Here is a 19,721-nt window from a genome sequence, read left to right as displayed (position 1 = left end):
TTTTACAGGTTAAAAAGTAAGTGTACATCCTAAGTTCCAGACACGCGGGCGCGGATTAGCAAAAAAATCCAGGTTCTGAGAGAAAGAACTGTTGGAGCCATAGCCCGAGTTAAACGTATCAACCTCAGGATCGTATCCTGTATATTTCGTTATGACAAACAAATTTTGAACACTTGCATATACACGCAGACGGTTTAATTTTAATCTTTCCAAAGCGGCATCCTGTATCGAATAACCGAACGTGAAATTTTGTCCGCGAATGAATGATCCGTTTTCAACCCACCAAGTATCAAAGTGCGAATCTTGTGCAAATTTGTAATTTCGAACCTGCGAAATCATTGTGTTTTGGTGCTCGGGCGTCCATGCATCGAGAACCGTTGCAAGGCTATTCGCAATTGTCTGTCTGTCTTCTACAGAATGCTTGTAGGTTGCAGCGGTATTCAGACCTTCTACAAAACGAATATCAAATGTAAAATCAAACCCTTTATAGTTCATTGTACTACTAAAAGTACCTGTCCATTTTGGTGTTGTGCGGCCGATGATGCTGTAATAATTGCTTCCGTCTGCATTGTAGATATATTTTCTATCGCCCGGCTTCAGATTGTGCTGAGCTGCAAGGTCTGCTTCATCTGTGCTGTAAGTTCCTAACCGCGTCATCCCATAAAGTGATCCGATAGACTCTCCCACCCTTAGGATATTGGTCTGTCCAAGGAAATTTGGACCTGGGAAAATATCTGCGTCTCCATTATTCAACTTCAAAATCTTATTTTTGTTTGCCGCGAAAATGAAGTTGGTAGACCAGGTAAAATTGTCCGTTTTGATGTTGGTTGTATTCAAACTTACCTCAAAACCTGAGTTTCTGACCGAACCAACATTCTGATAAACGTTGGCATTCGTCTGACCGGCAGACCATGGAATTGGGGCCTGTAACAAAAGATCCTTTGTCACACGGTTATAGTAGTCAACAGTCAGGTTAATATTTTCACGAATTCCCAGCTCCACACCCGCGTCAAACTGCAAAGATCTCTCCCATTTCAGGTTAGGATTTCCAAGATAACTTGGTAAAAGTGTCGATTGCAATGCTCCGCCCAGCACTGTTGTTCCCGGCTGAATTTGTGCGATAGAACGATACTGACCAATTTCCTGATTTCCAGAAAGACCGTAACTAGCCCTTAGTTTCAAGCTGGTAATATTTTTGTTCCCCTTCAAAAATCCCTCTTCTGAAATGCGCCATGCAGCTCCAACCGACGGGAAAAAAGCAAATTTATTATTGGCCCCAAATTTTGAAGAACCATCGAAACGACCGGTTGCTGTGAACAAATATTTTTCATCCAGATTGTATGTCGCTCTCGCGAAATAGGAGTTCATCGTCCACTTGTAATCCTCAGAAGTCGAAGAGCTTCTGACAGAACCAGAGCCCAGGTTATGCCACTGGAAAAAATCATCAATGAAATTCTGGGTTTCCGTAAAGTTTGTTTCCTGATAATATCGTTGCCACGAAGCACCAAGTAATGCTGTAAACCGCTGACGGGAGTTTATCGTTTTGTTGTAAGTCAGGTAATTTTCTGACTGCCAATAATTGTTCGCATAATTTCTCATATTCGCTACACCACCCTGATCGGCCGACATGTGTGCAAGGTTTTGAGAAGAGAAAAAGTTGTTTTTCTGAGAACTCAAATTGAATCCGAAATCTGTTTTAAAGTCAAGATCTTTCGTAATGTGGAAAAGCAAATAGCTGTTTCCAAGCATCTGCAATGTGTTATTGATTGTGTAACGGTTATGGGCAATATTCACCGGATTTGGTCCGCCTTCAAGCCCTCCGATATCATTATTACCCGCCCAGGTTCCATCAGGATATTTCACAGGAACAATCGGAACTTCTTCCGAAACCATACGCGGAACGTTCAAACCACCGTTTCCATCTGAAACCAGTCGCTGCGTACTTTTGATTAATGAAAGGCTCCCACCGACTTTCAACCATTTATTGACATCGTTATCCAACGTAAATCGCGCCGAATAACGTTTGAATCCTGACGTGATCATTAACCCATTCTGATCCAGATAACCCAAAGACAAACTGTACAAAGTCTTATCGTTTCCGCCCTGAAAATTTAGCTGATGGCTGTGCGAAACGGCTGGTTTATATACTTCTTTTTCCCAGTTTGTATTGTATAAAGGCTTGTCGTTCGTATCAAATAGCAGTGGAAAATTGGCATGATTTAACGGAGCTGCTGGTGTCCAGGTACCTCCGGCAGGGTCAAATTTCGTTCCGTTTGCAAAAGCCAGATTATACGTTTTTACAAATTCCTCAGAGTTCAAAGTTCTCACGTGACGGTATAGATCACTTACGTTCACATTTCCATCATAAGAAACTTTCGTACCTCCCCTTCTACCCCGTTTGGTCGTAATCATGATCACACCATTCGCTCCGCGAGCACCGTAAATTGCAGTGGATGAGGCATCTTTCAATACTTCCAGAGACGCGATATCATTCGGATTAATTGAGTTTCCGTCGACACCAATAACGCCGTCCACAACATAAAGCGGATCGATATTTGAATTAATTGATCCAAGTCCACGTACCCTGACTTTCGCCGCAGCGCCAGGTGCATTACTGTTTACACTAACTTCCACACCGGCAATTTTTCCCTGTAAAGCCTGCGAAACGTTAGGAACCGGCTTATCCATTAATTGTTCTGCCTTTATCGTTGCGACAGCACCTGTCAAATCTGACTTTCTGACGCTTCCATATCCTATTACCACAACTTCACTCAGCGCTTTTGAATCGGATTCGAGCGATACCTCCAACGTAGTTTTGTTGCCAACCACAACTTCCTGACTGGTAAAACCAACAAAACTGAATACTAAGACGGCTGACTCATTGGGAACTGATATTGCAAAATTCCCCTCTGCATCGGTAGACGTTCCAACACTTGTCCCTTTAACAACAACATTTACGCCCGGCAGAACTGACTTATTTCCTCCATCAACAACTTTTCCACGAACCTCTTTATCCGCAGTAATAAACAGGCTGCTTTCTCCTGCAAAAGACGCCAGGGAGCAGGCAAGCATTAAATTCAGTAAGACTATTTTCATAATCCATCCCGACTGAATGACGGATTTTGGTACACGACTTCTCATACTTTCCATTAGGTTGACTAGTTTAGAATTCACTTAGAAAAAAGGCTTGTACAAGCAAGCACAATCGGAGATCGGATACGGTGTTTCATTTTAAAAACGCCAAAGGTTTGGTTTTGAAATTTTAATTTATAGATGACCTAAACAGTCAAGAACGAGGGATGCAACAGGAATTCTTACAAGCTGGAAAGGAGAAATCAATCAGGAAACGAGGATTGTTATCATCCAACTTTATAAAAATATAATTCAAAATAGGCTGCGACGCATTAAATTCTTATTAAAGCAGTCTTAAAATCACGTTAAATTAAACCCGAAATAATATTGTTTTTATCCTATAAACTTATATTCCACTCAAAATGAGCTAGATAGCTAAAACGTTTAACTACAATCTATAATCGCATTAAAACGAATAGCTAACAATTTAAAAATCAACTAATTAAAATTAATACCCTTATAAAAACTTAAAACTCTTGAAAAAAATAGCTTAGTATGTACATATGTATATACATATTAAATAATGCAATTTTTGTATTTGCTTTACTAAATGATTTAAAGACTAGTCAGTGATTTTTTAAATTAGCCTCTGGCGATGTCAATTGCGTACGTAAAACTATCTGCCCGGTAGTAACCAAGGTTAAATTCAATCAACCTGTCGCCCGGATCACAAACGATTCTCTTACGAAGCAAGATGGGTTCACCGGCTTTCATATGCAGAATTTTCGCCAGACGTTCGTCTGCCAAAGTAGCGCTGATTTCTTCTTTTGAAACGGCTACCACCGAATGATGATCCCTTTCAAGCATTTCATACAAAGGTTTCGAGAAATCTTCTTCGCCCGTCAGGCCTACACGTGGATGGAAATAGGAAATAAAATGTACAACTGGTCCGGCATCCAACCCCCGCAATCTTTCAAGTTTGAAAACCTTAGTACCGATACTTATTCCAAAAAGTTCAGAAACCTGCTCATCCGCTGCAACCCATTCCGTTTTGAGATCATAATTTTTAAACGATACACCCTTTTCATGCATTTCGAGCGTGAAACTCGACCACTTATTTAGCTTCGTTGTAATATTATTCTTCGCTACCTTCGTTCCAACACCTTTTTTTCGTGTCAGTAATTCCTCGTGAACAAGCTTGTTCAGAGCCTGTCTGACGGTGTTTCTGGAAATACCAAGTCTTTTGGCAATATCGACTTCATTAGGAAAAAGTTTTCCATTCTGATATTCAGGATCAACGATGAGTCCACGCAATATTTCCTCTACCTGAATGTGCAGTGGAAGCGGGCTTTCATGATTGATACTAAAAATCTCCATGTTATCTCATATTATGTTTATACATATGAACATTCAAAGTTGAAAATAATTATTTTAACAGAAAAATTATTTTGCTACTATTTTAAGAATAATTGTAAAATTTTTATCTAAAAAAACTCTCACTAAAAAATATATATAACAGGATTACCTTGTTACAAAAAATAAACAAAACCGATAAAGCTTTCCTGTTCCTACTACAATTTCCCTCATCCACAAATCAGCGGCAAGTAAAGGAATTTTGTTGACTGCAATAAGATTTAAAAAGTTTATCAGTTTATATGATAATTAAAAATACAAATTATTACATTTGCATTATATATGTTCATACATACCAACATATATTTCAAATATGTTGCTAACGTCCGTGTATTTTCAACAGCATTGGTTAAAATTGATATGAAAAAGTCAGCATCTATTTTCTCGATTATTCTGTTACTTATAACTTTTGCTGTTCAGGCGCAACAGAAAACCTTATGGAAAATTGGCGAAGCTGACAACTCACCAAAGGGAATGGCGCTTGCGCCTGATCAGTTCAGGCACTTTGTCGAGAATGATTTTGGATATGAGGATAAATTTTTTCTAATCGGACATTCAGAAGCGGAAAACGATTGGCCTTACATAATTCCGGGACCTGTCAATGGATGGGGAGGAACTGGAAATACGGCTGGCATTCGTTCTCATTTTCTTACCATTTTCTTTGAAATAAAAAATAAACCGGTAGCAGGAAAGTGGCAACTCTTAATAGATATCCTGGATACAGACTCACTATACGCACCATTTTTTGAAATTTTGATCAATGGCAAGCCATGGGAATTTAAGCTAAAAAAAGGATCGAGCTTCAAAGATCCCGACAAATTTGCAGCGAACCCAAAAGAGCAGCAAATAAAAATCGACATACCGGCTGATCTGATAAAAAAGGGAATAAATGAAATCGCAATGACATCACTGGAAGGCGGCTGGATCGCATTTGATCAGATAAAACTGGAGGGGCCCGCCAGTTCCACATTAGCCAGGCCAGAAAGTGCACTTCTGAGAAATGTACAAACGGCAGATTATGAGATCAGGAAAGATGGTACATTATTTCAGCCGCTCTTGATTGATATTACGCACGTAAAAGGAGCTCCAATTGTCCAGGTAAAATTGGACGGGCAAACTATTTTAAAGCAGGTTATTGAACAGGACCGATATATTCTGGAAGCTCCGATGCCTGCAGTGAATCATTCAAAAACGGCAAATTATCAAGTTTTTGTTAACAATATCCTCGTCAGAGAAGGTCAGGTAATGAGGTCAAAAATGCCTGAGAAATCGCCCTCTGGCTATGTTAATACAATGATGGGCGCCGGACATTCCCGCTGGATGATCGCACCGGGCCCCTGGATGCCTTTCGGCATGGTGAAACTGAGCCCCGACAATCAGAATAGCGGTTGGCAGGCAGGTTACGATCCGACTTTTGAATCCATTGGCACATTTAGCCATATTCATGAGTGGACCATGACCGGACTGGGGATCTTTCCTACTGCCGGCCCCTTACAAATTAAGATGGGAGATCAAAGTAACCCTGACGTCGGATACCGGTCTGGTATTGATAAAACAACCGAAAAAGCTCCTTTGGGTTATTACAAAGTTGATCTGACCGACAACAATATAACGGCTGAACTGACCGCAACCACCCGTGCTTCTTTCCAAAAATACACTTACCATAACAGCACGACCGGCCGGGTGATGGTCGACTTTCAGATTCCGACAGAATACGGATACAAGATAAAAAATATTAAAATAGACAAAATCAATGACCACCGGATTGAGGGATTCAGCAACCAGCTGTCGACAGATCTCTGGTCTGGTGGAGTTGATCAGGAATACAAAGTACATTTTGTTTTAGAATTTGATCAACATATAAAAAATTATGGCGTATGGCTGAATGACGAAGTAAAGAAAAAAACAAATCTCCTGGCCGATAGCGCAAAAAATGCGGGAATCTACCTGGAATTTGATACCCGAAAAAATAAGGTTGTCCAGATCCGGTCAGGTATTTCATACGTCAGCGTCGAAAACGCTTCACTTAATCTTAGAACAGAAATTTCAGATCCGTTCAACTGGAATTTTGATCTGATCCGTAAAAATCAGGAAAAAGTGTGGGATGATCTTCTGGGGAGAGTAGCGGTTACGAGTAATGATAAACGCGAAAAAGAGCGTTTTTATACCAATATGTATCGTTCTCTCGCAAGCAGAAATACTTTTAGCGATGTTGACGGAAGCTGGCGGGATGCAGATGAGAAGGTTAATAAGTTGCAAAACAAAGATGATGTCGCGCTTGGCTGCGATGCTTTCTGGAACACTTTCTGGAACCTGAACCAGTTCTGGAATCTGGTAACACCCGAGTGGTCAAACCGTTGGGTAAAATCACAGCTGGCTATGTATGACCAAAGCGGGTGGCTGGCGAAAGGCCCTGCGGGCATGGAATACATTCCCGTTATGGTTGCTGAACATGAAATTCCACTGATCGTCAGCGCCTACCAGATGGGTATACGCGGTTATGATGTAAACAAGGCTTATGAGGCGGTCCGAAAGATGCAAACCACGCCTGCTGAAACAGTTGGCGGAGGCCGCGCTGGTAATGAGGATCTGGTCACTTACCTGAAACACAAATATGTACCATACGATGAGGGCCGTTTTTCGAACTCTTTGGAATACAGCTTTGATGATTATACAGTTTCACAATTTGCGAAGGCACTTGATAAAAATGAAGATTATCAGATATTTAAAGAACGTGGAAACTGGTGGAGAAATGTTATCGATCCGCAAACTGGTTTTGCCAGAATGAAAGATGCAACAGGCAATTGGCTTGCCGATTTCGATCCGTTTAAATCAGGGGCAAATCACCATTACGTTGAGGGAAACGCCTGGCAGTTATCATTTTTCGTACCGCAAAACGTCCCTGGCCTCGCCAAGACAATCGGTGAGAACGAATTTACAAAAAGACTTGACTGGGGCTTTGGCGAAAGCGTTAAATGGCGATACAACGGTCCAAACGATCAATACTGGGATTATCCGGTCGTGCAAGGAAACCAGCAATCAATGCATTTCGCATTTCTTTTCAACTGGGTTAAAAAGCCCTGGCTGACACAAAAATGGAGTCGTTCCATCGTGGATCGTTATTACGGACACGAAATTTCAAATGCCTACCTGGGCGACGAAGATCAGGGTCAAATGAGTGCCTGGTTTGTAATGAACGCACTGGGCCTTTTCCAAACCGACGGTGGCACCAGAGTAGATCCCATTTACGAAATCGGCAGTCCTGTGTTCGAAAAGTCTGTAATCAATTTAGGTGAACAATTCGGGCGTGGAAAATCATTCACTATTGAAGCCAAAAATACTTCAAGAAAAAATATGTATGTCCAAAAAGCGATTTTAAATGGTAAATATCTCAGTAACTTTTGGTTTAATGCTTCTGAGCTGTTAAAAGGCGGTTCGCTGATTTTAGAAATGGGTCCGGAACCCAATACAAACTGGGGAACCGGAGCGCTCCCTTCTGCGCAGTAGTCAAATATTTCACCAAATATAGCCGGTGCCTGATCTCTTTTATTTACCTGAAATTACTAAATCCTGACAATGAAAAATATAATTCTTCCCCTGGCCTTTTCTTACTTGCTATTTAGTTGCGCGACAAAAGAAAAAAGTGAATCAATAAAAACAGTTTACCAGACAGACAGCACGTTAGCTATTGTAAAGGCGAAAGCAATCGATATTGTAAAAACCGGCTTTAACGCAGGAGACGGATATGGTGAAGTCTGGATAAGAGATTACAATACATTCATTACTTTGTCTGCAGAAGTGCACAAGCCGGAAATTTTAAAAGAAAACCTGCGTGTATTTTTCCGACTGCAAGGTAATGATGGAAATATCGTCGATGGATTTATTCCAATTCAACAAGCCAGGGATTCGAAAGTAGGTTATGAATATATTTATAATGATCTCGAACCAGAATATGCCGGTCATAAAAATACAGTCGAAACGGATCAGGAATCGTCGTTGATTCAAGCGGTTTCACGCTATATAAAATTGAGTGGTGACACAGCTTTTTTAAGTGAACTAATTGGAGATAAAACAGTCGCTCAACGTCTGGAATGGTCGATGGAGTTTCTGATGAACCATCGTTATGATAAAAAACACGGATTGATCTGGGGCGCCACGACAGCGGACTGGGGAGACGTGCAGCCGGAACATGACTGGGGTGTTTATCTGACAAAAGATACGCATCTGGCCATTGATATTTACGATAATTCGATGTTCCTTATCGCGCTGGACAGGCTTTCTGAGTTGGTTCCTGCTAGTAAAGCAAAATGGCAGCCCATCCGTGACGCGATCGCGAAGAACACCATGAAACATTTATGGGATGAAAAAAATCAAAAGTTCATTCCTCATATTTACCTGAACGACTCACCATTTCCTGATAGTTTGAACGAAAACGAAATTTATTACCATGGCGGCACAGCAGTTGCTATCGAGGCAAATCTTTTGTCGAAAGAGCAGATAAAAGTCTCGCTTGATAAAATGATTGATAATGTAAAAAAATCAGGAGCCGGTTCCATCGGTCTTACGCTTTATCCAACATATCCTGAAGGCAGTTTTAAAAACAAAGGCATGTATCCCTACGGCTATCAAAATGGTGGCGACTGGACTTGGTTTGGTGGCAGAATGGTCAGGCAGTTATATCTGAATGGCTTCAAAAAAGAAGCCTATGAACAGTTAAAGCCAATGATCAAGCGGGTACTGGACAACAACGGATTTTATGAATGGTATACAGTCGATAACAAGCCCAAAGGTTCCGGTACTTTCCGCGGAGAAGCCGGCGTCTTATATGATGCAATCCTATTATTCGAACAAGAAGATTCCAAGGGAAATTGAGATGAGCGAAAAAGTTGTAATGGCCATCGATCTCGGGGGAACCCAGATAAAAATGGGACTGGTCCGAGGTTCGGAAATTATTTGTTCCACACAAATCGATTCGCAGGCTGGTAACGGATTAAGGAAACGTTTCCCGCAAATTGAGAAATCGATGGGTGAGTTATTGAACAGGGCTTCGCTGTCTGTTTCCGAAATTTCAGGCTTAGGTTTGGCAATTCCTGGAATCATCGATTCGGTTGATAAAAAAATATTAACCATTAATGACAAATATAACGACGGCCCGGAAATCGATTTTCATGCCTGGTCTTCAAAAACCTGGGGGCTTCCGGTCTTTCTGGAAAATGATACACGGGCCGCATTGCTGGGAGAATGGAAATTTGGGAAAGGCCATGGATATGACGATATCGTTTTGATGAATCTGGGCACCGGTATCGGGACCTCTGCTGTCATTGAGGGAAAAATCCTCCGTGGAAAACATTTTCAGGCAGGAATTCTGGGAGGGCATTTTATTGTCGACATTAAGGGAAACCAATGCAATTGTGGAACTGTTGGCTGCGCTGAGGCCGAGGCTTCAACCTGGAATCTGGAACAAATCGTAAAAAAATATTCCGGTCATTCTGAAGGTTTTTTGTCTGTATCTGACAAACCGGATTTCAAAACCATTTTCCAACACGCAGCATTAAACAATCCGCTGGCTTTGCTTGTAAGAAATCACTGTTTGGAAGTCTGGGCTGCCTGCGCTTTGAATCTGGTACGTGCCTACGACCCGGAAGTCCTGATTTTAGGTGGCGGCATTATGGCGAGCAGAGAGGTGATTATACCTTTTATCCAGCAAAAATTAAATAATGACGCCTGGGCTGTCTGGGGCAAAGTGATGGTCACAGAAGCTTCATTAATCAATACGGCTGCACTTTTAGGTGTCGCCAGTTTAGTCAATAACTATTAACTCACTCCTGTGTTGAAAAAGTCAAATTTTAATAAATCACCCCAAATCGATATTTCCGGCCATACTGCGGTTTCGGGATGGAAATCTATATCGCAGACGTTAAAGGATACAATTGAGTCAAGGACCATAGGTAAAACCATTGTGGTACTGGACACTTATCATGGGGTTTATCTTGATGAAATACTGGAAAATTTAGAAATCGGACAGACAGAATCCTCCACTTATAATGTTTCAAATGCTTTTCTGGATACAGAACAACTGGAAAGTCTGGTTTATCCGTTTACAAAAGACGACCCCGTCTTCGGATATGTAACCACGCTCGATCTAACTTCCTTTTTTGATCCTGAAAAAGTTAAAATTCTTCAAAAACAAATAGCAGAAAATCAGGACGATCTCATTCTGGTTGCCGGTATCGGCGCTTCGATTATTTTTCCGGAAGCAGATATTCTTCTTTATGCCGATATGCCGAGGTGGGAGATCCAGCTTCGTTTTAGAAACAATAAAATAAGCAATATTGGAACGGATAATGCAAGCGATGCTTTTTCGTATCAGTACAAAAGGAGCTTTTTTGTTGACTGGAAAATTTGCGACACGCACAAGCGTACACTTATGAGCCGCTGGGATTTCCTACTTGATACAACAATTCCGCAAAACCCAAAGCTGATAACCGCAAACGCTATTTCCGACGCTTTGAAACAGGCCGTTGAGCAGCCGTTTAGGCTGGTGCCTTTTTTCGATCCGGGTCCATGGGGTGGTCAATGGCTTAAAGAAGTTGTTGATCTGGATCGCTCTGCGACTAACTACGCCTGGGGCTTCGACTGCGTCCCTGAGGAAAACAGTCTTGTCTTTAATTTTAACGGAGTTCCTTTTGAAATTCCATCGGTCAATCTGGTCTACAAACATCCTGAAAGTCTGCTGGGCGCAAAAGTTTACGAAGCATTCGGCGCTGAATTCCCGATTCGTTTTGATTTTCTGGATACCATGGAAGGCGGCAATTTGAGTTTGCAGGTGCATCCGCTCCATCAGTACATCAAAGATCAGTTCGGTATGGGATATACGCAAAACGAAAGCTATTATTTCCTGGATTCAAAGGAAGATGGTTTTGTATACCTCGGATTAAAAGAAGACATCAATCCTGATAGTATGCTAAGCGAACTGGAAATGGCTCAGGAAAGAGAAACCGATTTTGATGCGGAAAAATTTGTGCAAAAATGGCCGGTCAAAAAACACGACCATGTTTTGATTCCTGCAGGAACTGTCCATTGCTCCGGTGCCGATACCGTTGTTCTCGAAATCAGTGCGACGCCATTTATTTTCACATTTAAATTGTGGGATTGGAGCCGAATGGGGCTTGATGGAAAACCCAGACCGATATCTCTTCAGCATGGAAAAAATAATATCCAGTGGGAAAGGACAACTGAATGGACTAAAAATAACCTCATCAATCAGGTCCAACTTATCCATCAGGGTGATGGCTGGCGCGAAGAGCGGACCGGCCTTGACGAAGAATCTTTTATTGAAACCCGCAGACACTGGTTTACGAAAAAAGTACAGCACAACACGGAGGGTTTGGTCAATGTCCTGAATCTGATTTCAGGCCGGGAAGCAATTGTCGAAAGTCCGACAGATGCTTTCGAACCATTTGTGATCCATTATGCCGAAACGTTTATCGTTCCAGCCGCAGTTGGAGCCTATACCATAACCCCGCATGGTGAAAGCGAAGGATTGGAATGCGCTACGATCAAGGCATACATCCGCACATACAATCTCAAAGAAGATTACAAAATCAATTAGCCATGGAAAATCAGGGAAGCACGCTTTTCGTCTACAAGATCACATTGGTTGCGGCTGTCGGCGGGTTATTATTTGGTTATGATACTGCGGTGATTGCCGGAGCGATCGGATTTCTACAAATCAAATTTGATCTGTCGCCATCGATGGTTGGCTGGATCGCTTCGTGCGCGCTCGTTGGATGTATTTTCGGAGCGCTTTTTGCCGGACCGCTGAGTGACTGGCTGGGACGTAAAAAAATCCTGGTCCTTTCCGCAATTTTGTTCGGCATTTCCTCCGTTGGTATCGCTGTCCCGTCAGACCTCAACTGGTTTGTATTTTTCAGAATTATAGGAGGACTAGGCATTGGGATCGCATCCATGCTGGCACCCATGTACATTACTGAAATTGCCCCGGCTGAAAAACGTGGAAGACTGGTTTCGATCAATCAACTAGGTATCGTTACTGGTATCCTGCTCATTTATTTCGTAAATGCAAAAATCGCTGGCCTGTATAACGAAAGTTGGAATGTAGAAACCGGATGGCGGTGGATGTTTGGTTCCGGAATTTTTCCTTCCGTGCTTTTCCTGGTACTCCTCTTTTTTGTTCCTGAAAGTCCTAGATGGCTGGCAAAACAAGGCAGAAATGAAGAAGCGCTGGCTATCCTTTCCAAAATAAACGGACCGGAGAAAGCAGGTGCTGAATTAATAGAAATTAACCAGGGCGTATTTTCTGAATCTGCTTCTTTTTCAGAAATTTTCAAACCCGGCATTCGAAAGGCACTTGTTGCCGGGATTTTTCTCGCAATGTTTTCTCAGATTACTGGTATCAATGCCATCATGTATTATGCTCCGGAGATTTTCAAGTCTACCGGCGATGGCTCTGATTCTGCTCTGCTGCAAACAATTCTTGTCGGTGTGGTAAATTTTCTTTTTACACTTGTTGCTATAAAATATGTAGACAAATTAGGAAGAAAAGTGCTCTTACTGGCGGGTTCTGCCGGAATGACGCTCTGCCTGGCGCTTATCGGCGGCGCATTTTATCTCGGCCTCGCAAAAGGCTATCTGGTATTGATCTCAATTTTAGCCTACATCGCTTTTTTCGCACTTTCGCTGGGGCCCTTAGCCTTTGTCGTCATCGCCGAAATTTTTCCCAACCGCACACGCGGCCGCGCAATGTCTTTGTGCGTATTTGCTTTATGGATTTTCGTTTTCATCGTTTCACAATGTTTCCCGATTTTGCTGGAATTAATCGGCAATGCATATACTTTCTGGATTTTCATGCTAATGTCTCTGTTCGCCTTTTTATTCGTCTGGAAATTCATTCCTGAAACCAAAGAAAAATCTTTGGAAGAAATGGAAAAATTATGGCTTTGACAAACTAAAAAGCCCGTACGGTTGGGAATCCATACGGGCTTCAAAAGAACAATCCAATCGTTATGATTCGGCGAGCGACTTCACTTTTTGCAATGCGCTTACCCAGGCTTTCGACATTTCTTCAAAATATTCGGCACCCATGTCACTTTCTATTTCCAGATACGTTACACCGTCTTCTTCTGAAATATGATAGGTTTCCCTGCCACCTTTAATTTGATTGGCCATATCACTCTCATAATCTTCCTTATTGTCATTCAGTATCCCCTTATATTCAACAGAAAGTTTTTCATTTGCCTCATTCGCAATTACTTCTCCGATCAATCCACTATTACTTTCGTCGGAAAAAATCGCTTTGCTTCCTACTTTCCAGTCTGTTTCTGCACGGGAACCTTCGCCGAAAGCAGTATACCAGATTCTGGTGTATCGATCTGTGAAAAGTACGTCCCATACCTTTTCCTTAGGAGCGTTGATCAGGACTGACTTTTTAATTCGCTTCATTTCCGTATCCATACGACAAGAATTTTTATTGGTTAAACATTCTTTTTGATGTACTGAAAGCGGGGGTCTGGCTTTTCATGGAGAATTAAGTCTGTGATGAACTCCTTTTGATATGTCACCTTATCCGTCTCCCTTAACTATAAAACCAAAAATGACAAGGATGTAGTTAAAATGATCAAATCACTTTTTATATCGGAAAAACCGGATGTTAAAATTTTTGTATCCTCATCTAAAACTTCGGCATCAAAACCTGAATTCTGAACAATTTTGATGATAGATTCAGCATCAATCTTTTTCGTCTGCGAACAAACCCTGAGAATTTTATCACAATCTTCAAGATCAAAATTAGCGTCATAACCATCAAAAGCGTTACGGATGTGATCAATAATTCCGTTTGCTTCTTCCTGGTATTTAACGTTGGTTTTAAAAACTTCTACCATAAGATTTCATGATTTGTGGATGTAATATTCTCTGTCACCCTTCGAGATTGATAATTCGCACACGTTCGTAAGGCATTTCCTCTCCCAATCTTTTCCGTAAAAGAGTAATCTGCTGACAATCAAAACCGCCAAAAAATTCGAAATCAGGTAAATTAGGAACAATTAGCGCATATTTATCCGGCTTTATCCCTCTCGCGATTGTTAAATGCGGATGGAATTTTTCACCCTTTCTTAGAAAGGTCATTTGCAGCGCACTATGAAGATTTTCCAATTCATCGGATTTTTCGACGTCGATATACATTGTCCTGTCATATTGTTCACTGCCAAAAGTCTTGATACCATCCAGCCTAACTTTAAACGCTCTGAAACCTGAAAGTGCCTGAAGGCTTTTCTTCAAAATGGTATCCAGATCACCCGCGCTGTAAAAATGATACAATGAAATATGCGGAATCGAATTCAGTACCTGACTCGGCAAGCCAATAAGTTCATGAAGTTTTTCTTTGAACATACGCACATCCGCTTCAACCTCTTTCGGAGAAATTACGAATAGGTACTCGTAGCTGATCGCCTCAAACAAACTTACCTGGTTCTTATTTTTGCCAGTCTTCATAACTCCATTATTTATACGTTCGGGTTCAAAAGTGTAGTTTCGGAAACAGTGTACAGTCCGATTTTCCGAAACCATGCACATATTACGAAATACATCAATTCACTTGATCATTTATATCAGAATTATTTCATAACCAGCATAGAAGTATAATGCTTTCTGTAATAATAGGCCAGAAATAAATTTCCTGCAAACATAAAGATGGCGATTGGAATGCCTTCCGGCGCAAGGAAAAGATGAACCAGAAATATGTTGATCGTAATCGGAAAAATCACGACAGTCGCCAGCGGAACAAAGAGGCCTGCAATCAGCGCCAGTCCAGCAATTGTTTCAACCGCTTTCAGAAAAGGCATGAAGTAGCCAGAAGCTTCCAACCCTTCGTTAAAAGTTTTTATCGGTCCGGTCATTTCAGGAACAGGTATCAGTTTGAAGAAAAAGACGGCTGCCGAAAACACAAACATCAACCCCATCAAAACACGAACAATAATTGCTGCAATTCTCATAATAGTAAAGTCTTAACGATTGAAAAGGATGAATAAAGAATTGGATTAATTTAGATCCGTTGCCGGCACATTGGTAATAAAATCAGCTTCATGACTGCACTTTTTAGCTATATTAGAAAAATATACGAAATTTATTTTTCTAATATATTTTTTAGATTCAGCAAACTCGCTTCCAGATCTTTTCCAAGCATTGCCCCGGTAAAAAGATTAGTAATATTCATCGGATATTTACTGCGTCCTGCCATCGACCAGTAAACAACCGTCTGATTTTCCGAAATCGGTTTCGTAATCATTTTTGCCTGTGCCTTTCCTTCAAAAGGTTTAACAAAACGGATTTCCAGGTCGAGTTCCTTGCCGGAATCAATCTTTGTGATTTCCTGCTCCCCTTTACCCGCCTTGTCGTTTCCATCCCAGGCATATACAAATCCGACAGTGCCATCCGAACCCTTAAATTCCTTTTTCATATTCGGATCCGTCATCGTCCATTTGTTGTAATGATCCTGATTTTTAACATATCTGATGTAATCAAAAACTTCGGCAGCCGGCTTATTTATAACCACTTCCCGTTCAATGGTATAATCGTTTTTTACAAATAAAGCAACGATCAGCACCAGACCGATGATTGCGACGATAATGAATAGAATTATTTTTAAAACATTCATTTTATAACTGTTTAGGTTCTTTGTGATGATACAAATGTATGATAGAAAATTAAGTTGAGAAGGGGGGAAATACGGCAATCTAAGGGGTAGATTGCGCCATTTTCAAATAATCTTCCTCTATTCTGCTGATCAGATTTTTTAACTGTTTTTTGAAAACAGACAGCCATTTTACACCATGTTTATCTATCAGATTACCCATCAATCCGGATCAAAACTCAAAATAGTCAGATCACCGTTCGTAAGTTTAGCAGGCAGGAGCCGATGCTGCATAAAATCCGGATATTGGCCCGCCACCGGAGATCCTGCAACGGTTTGTAAACTTAACGCCCCGCCATAACATTCCTTTTAGAATGTCATCGCTTACCGGCAGCTGCCGCCAAGCGCGAGGTAACGATTAATCCATTTCATATTATTTAGTGTTGATTTTTCTTTCATTTATACAACAAAGTTATTTGATGCAAAGGATTTAAAGACGGCGTAAAACAGACTACCATAGGGTATAAACGCGACATTTCATGCCTGACAAATAAATTGTTATTTAATCGAAGCAATGAATGTCCCAAAAAGTAAATTAAGATATTGTCAACCTTATTACAGCCATGTAGTTTGTCGACGACAATGTTGTTTTTGTCGACGAATACAGAGCAGCGAACAGCAGACATTTTCGTTTTTTATATCTTTGATCTATGAAGTTAACCCGACGTCTGATCCAGAAAACAGCTTCCAAAAGAATTGTACAACATGCCGTTTTCTGGCTTCTTACCTGGCTGATGCTTGCCGTGATGTATGGCGTAAACGTACCAGGATTTGAACACGCGCTTGCCATGATCGGTTTTTTTATACCCTTACACATGGTTTATTTCTATACGATCGCTTATGTCGGTATTCCGCGATATCTCTACACAAAACAGTACTCCAAATTCATAGTTTTTGTTCTGCTGTGTGCTTTGGTTTCAACGTGTATATTCAGACTGATAGAAATTCTGATAGCTGATCCAATTCTTTATGAGGTGATTAAAAAACAGGATAAAAACTTCGTCTGGCGCAAACTGGAAGGGACTTTTAGGGAGCAACTGTTCCGTTATACATACATATTAGATGCATTTGAACAAGCAAATCTTATCGTCTGGGTTGCAGTCGCTATAAAATTTTTCAAAATGTGGTATGAAAAACAACAAGCCGCACTCGAAGCGGAACTGGTTTTATTGAAGGGACAACTGCATCCGCATTTCCTCTTCAACACGCTCAACAATCTGTATGCACTCACCCTTACGCAGTCTCCCCGATCGCCTTCGGTCGTTATAGGCCTCTCGGAAATTTTGCGGTATATGCTTTATGAGGCCAATGCTGAGGTTGTGGATTTACGGCGCGACGTGGAGATCATTGAAAATTACGTTGCCCTCGAAAAAATCCGCTACGAAGAACGGCTCGACCTGAACCTTAGCATCAACGGCCTGGAACCTGGTCAGCGGATCGCACCGCTTCTGATACTGCCGCTGGTCGAAAATGCTTTTAAACATGGAACGAGCGAGAAAGTCGGAGAAGCATGGATCAATATGGATTTGCTGATTAAAGATAACTTGCTGAAATTTAAAATATCAAACAGTAAACCCGATAATCTGCCAAAAAATGACCTCGAAACCAATCATTCGAGTATTGGACTGGCGAATGTCAGAAAGCGGCTTGCTATACTTTACCCTTCTGCACATCAGCTTAAAATCCTTGAAGAAGAAGATATTTTTGCTGTAATTTTAGAAATAAATCTGAATAAAAGACTGGAAATCGGACCGCTATGAAACTGAAAACAATTTTGGTAGACGACGAACCGCACGCCATCGACGTGCTCATTAATTACCTGCAAAATTTTAGCGAAATAGAGGTCGTAGCAAAATGTGAAAATGCGATCCAGGCCTTTCAAACATTGCAGCAGCAGAAAATCGATCTGATGTTCCTGGATATCAAAATGCCGGGCCTGACTGGAACGGAGCTCTTGAGAAGCCTCAAAAATCCGCCAAAAGTGGTTTTCACGACTGCATATCAGGATTATGCTGTCGAAGGTTTTGATCTGAATGCCGTCGATTATCTGTTGAAACCGATCCCGTTCGACCGCTTTCTTCGGGCTATGGATAAGATTTTCACGATTTTTGAAGTAAATAACCGGCAGGTCAGTATTGCAGAAAAACCTTCGGTAAGCAATAAAGACGTTTTCCTGTACCTGAAAGTCGACCGCAAGATGGTTAAAGTAAACGTTAACGAAATCTATTGGATTGAAAGTTTACGCGATTATATCAAAGTCGTTTTAAAAGACAAAGTGTTAATCTCCAAACAGAAAATCAGTATGCTGGAAGAACTTCTTCCTGAAGATGACTTTATCAGAATCCATCGTTCCTTCATTGTATCCATCCCTAAAATTGAAGGATATCATTCGCATGCGGTCGATATCGCAGGAAAAGAGCTTCCGATCGGACGTAACTACAAAAGCGACTGCCAACGCCGGTTTAAATTGGTATATTAAATATTTCCTTCATCAGGGAGCATATACTTTCCGGCAACTTCGCGCTATCGAACTAAACGTTATGGAACAATTCTGGTTTTATAAGAACATACATACCAGCAACTTAACCAAATAACAGTATCAAAAGATCAAAATCGATGCTGTTCTTCGCAGTCATTTATACCTGATAATTATCCGTTAGTCGATGAAATCTGTTGTTCGTCGACAAGCATGTTACCAGCCATTTTCAACTCATTTTTTTCCTGTAAAATTGTAGAAAAAAATAAAAGGCTGATTGCACATGCAAACAAAATACGGATGAAAAAAGGGATTTACTTCTCTTCGTTAATACGCCTGTTACGACAATCGTACTGAATCGAAAAGACCGTTCACTCAATCTTTTTTATCTTATTCCAACCAATTGCAATCAGATATTCTCTATCAATTACAACATTATTAGCCATGTTAAACAAAAATTTATCTCCTGTGCTCAGAAATATTGGCAGCACCAAATTCAGAAAAGAAAATGATCCTAATTCCAAGTATCAGCGGCCATGAAAATCATCGATTCATTCTTCCTGTTCAAAGTACTCGGCTTTGTCGTTTACTTCACGCTGGCCTCACAGGGCGGTTTTTACATCCTTTCTTTTTATAAGGTTTTGTTAAATCTGCCGACAGAAAGTTTCATCGAAATCAGAAAAGCAACGGACAATGTTATTGAGACGCCGCTCAAAATCTTATATCCCTCAGGATTGGTTTTTATGTTGATCTGGCTTTTTATGGCTGATAAATCATCCGGCATTCTGGGTTATGGTTTTCTTCTGATCTCGTTCATTTTGCTGGCTGCTGATCTGATGCTTGCGATTAACGTCAATGTTCCATTGAATAAAATCATTCAGCATATGACGGTAGACGATAATGGACAAGCCCTGCTGGTGCAGCAAAAGTGGTTGAAATTTATTTTGATCAGAGGAGTTCTATGCGTGACCGGATACGTATCACTCACCCTGCATCTGATGATCCAGGCCGACCGCACACACGCCTTTCAATAGCGTATAAAGCTAACCG

Annotated in this window: 15 protein-coding genes; 8 read left to right on the top strand and 7 right to left on the bottom strand. The window is 41.0% G+C overall.

Features of this window, described 5'->3' with window-relative positions; translation table 11 throughout:
* Positions 1 to 9: 9 nt before the first annotated feature.
* Both BMY70_RS07540 and BMY70_RS07535 read right to left on the bottom strand, forming a co-directional pair.
* Positions 10 to 3,141: a SusC/RagA family TonB-linked outer membrane protein gene (locus BMY70_RS07540; RefSeq protein WP_229209516.1), complete on the bottom strand. Its 3,132-nt coding sequence runs from the start codon at positions 3,139 to 3,141 to the stop codon at positions 10 to 12.
* A gap of 573 nt (positions 3,142 to 3,714) precedes the next feature.
* Positions 3,715 to 4,449: a GntR family transcriptional regulator gene (locus BMY70_RS07535; RefSeq protein ID WP_090334115.1), complete on the bottom strand. Its 735-nt coding sequence runs from the start codon at positions 4,447 to 4,449 to the stop codon at positions 3,715 to 3,717.
* A 396-nt stretch (positions 4,450 to 4,845) separates the two neighbouring features.
* On the opposite strand from BMY70_RS07535, the gene BMY70_RS07530 reads away from it, so the two are divergent.
* From BMY70_RS07530 to BMY70_RS07510, 5 genes are all read left to right on the top strand, one after another.
* Positions 4,846 to 7,992 (top strand): glycoside hydrolase family 92 protein, encoded by a 3,147-nt coding sequence (locus BMY70_RS07530; RefSeq protein WP_090334781.1) that lies wholly within the window; start codon positions 4,846 to 4,848, stop codon positions 7,990 to 7,992.
* 69 nt (positions 7,993 to 8,061) lie between these two features.
* Positions 8,062 to 9,357, top strand: coding sequence for a GH36-type glycosyl hydrolase domain-containing protein (locus BMY70_RS07525; protein WP_090334111.1), 1,296 nt, complete (start codon positions 8,062 to 8,064; stop codon positions 9,355 to 9,357).
* The gene (locus tag BMY70_RS07520; protein WP_229209515.1) at positions 9,242 to 10,303 is read left to right on the top strand and encodes an ROK family protein; all 1,062 of its coding nucleotides are present in this window, start codon (positions 9,242 to 9,244) and stop codon (positions 10,301 to 10,303) included. The genes BMY70_RS07525 and BMY70_RS07520 overlap by 116 nt, the downstream gene beginning before the upstream one ends.
* Before the next feature lie 9 nt (positions 10,304 to 10,312).
* Positions 10,313 to 12,097, top strand: coding sequence for a class I mannose-6-phosphate isomerase (locus BMY70_RS07515; protein ID WP_090334105.1), 1,785 nt, complete (start codon positions 10,313 to 10,315; stop codon positions 12,095 to 12,097).
* A gap of 2 nt (positions 12,098 to 12,099) precedes the next feature.
* Complete coding sequence (locus BMY70_RS07510; RefSeq protein ID WP_090334102.1) at positions 12,100 to 13,449, top strand: sugar porter family MFS transporter; 1,350 nt, start codon at positions 12,100 to 12,102, stop codon at positions 13,447 to 13,449.
* A gap of 60 nt (positions 13,450 to 13,509) precedes the next feature.
* Here BMY70_RS07510 and BMY70_RS07505 read toward each other — a convergent pair whose 3' ends face one another.
* The 5 genes from BMY70_RS07505 to BMY70_RS07485 all read right to left on the bottom strand — a co-directional run bounded on the left by BMY70_RS07505 (position 13,510) and on the right by BMY70_RS07485 (position 16,159).
* Positions 13,510 to 13,959: an SRPBCC family protein gene (locus BMY70_RS07505; RefSeq protein ID WP_229209514.1), complete on the bottom strand. Its 450-nt coding sequence runs from the start codon at positions 13,957 to 13,959 to the stop codon at positions 13,510 to 13,512.
* 125 nt (positions 13,960 to 14,084) lie between these two features.
* Positions 14,085 to 14,387 (bottom strand): hypothetical protein, encoded by a 303-nt coding sequence (locus BMY70_RS07500; RefSeq protein ID WP_177196975.1) that lies wholly within the window; start codon positions 14,385 to 14,387, stop codon positions 14,085 to 14,087.
* Positions 14,388 to 14,421: 34 nt separating this feature from the next.
* On the bottom strand, positions 14,422 to 14,997 hold the full coding sequence (locus BMY70_RS07495) for a 2'-5' RNA ligase family protein (protein ID WP_177196974.1): 576 nt from the start codon (positions 14,995 to 14,997) through the stop codon (positions 14,422 to 14,424).
* Positions 14,998 to 15,119: 122 nt separating this feature from the next.
* Positions 15,120 to 15,497, bottom strand: coding sequence for a DoxX family membrane protein (locus BMY70_RS07490; RefSeq protein ID WP_090334097.1), 378 nt, complete (start codon positions 15,495 to 15,497; stop codon positions 15,120 to 15,122).
* Between the two features lie 131 nt (positions 15,498 to 15,628).
* Positions 15,629 to 16,159: an SRPBCC family protein gene (locus BMY70_RS07485; protein ID WP_090334094.1), complete on the bottom strand. Its 531-nt coding sequence runs from the start codon at positions 16,157 to 16,159 to the stop codon at positions 15,629 to 15,631.
* Positions 16,160 to 16,845: 686 nt separating this feature from the next.
* On the opposite strand from BMY70_RS07485, the gene BMY70_RS07480 reads away from it, so the two are divergent.
* The 3 genes from BMY70_RS07480 to BMY70_RS07470 all read left to right on the top strand — a co-directional run bounded on the left by BMY70_RS07480 (position 16,846) and on the right by BMY70_RS07470 (position 19,705).
* Positions 16,846 to 17,955 carry a sensor histidine kinase gene (locus BMY70_RS07480; RefSeq protein WP_090334091.1) on the top strand — a complete coding sequence of 370 codons (1,110 nt, stop codon included), beginning with the start codon at positions 16,846 to 16,848 and terminating at the stop codon, positions 17,953 to 17,955.
* Complete coding sequence (locus BMY70_RS07475) at positions 17,952 to 18,674, top strand: LytR/AlgR family response regulator transcription factor (protein ID WP_090334089.1); 723 nt, start codon at positions 17,952 to 17,954, stop codon at positions 18,672 to 18,674. Before BMY70_RS07480 ends, BMY70_RS07475 begins: the two co-directional genes overlap by 4 nt.
* 533 nt (positions 18,675 to 19,207) lie before the next feature.
* Positions 19,208 to 19,705 carry a hypothetical protein gene (locus BMY70_RS07470; protein ID WP_090334086.1) on the top strand — a complete coding sequence of 166 codons (498 nt, stop codon included), beginning with the start codon at positions 19,208 to 19,210 and terminating at the stop codon, positions 19,703 to 19,705.
* The last annotated feature ends 16 nt before the right edge of the window (positions 19,706 to 19,721 follow it).

Source organism: Dyadobacter koreensis (assembly GCF_900108855.1).
GTDB lineage: Bacteria > Bacteroidota > Bacteroidia > Cytophagales > Spirosomataceae > Dyadobacter > Dyadobacter koreensis.
Note: the sequence above shows the minus strand (reverse complement) of the source record. Positions and strands in the feature narration are given on the sequence as shown.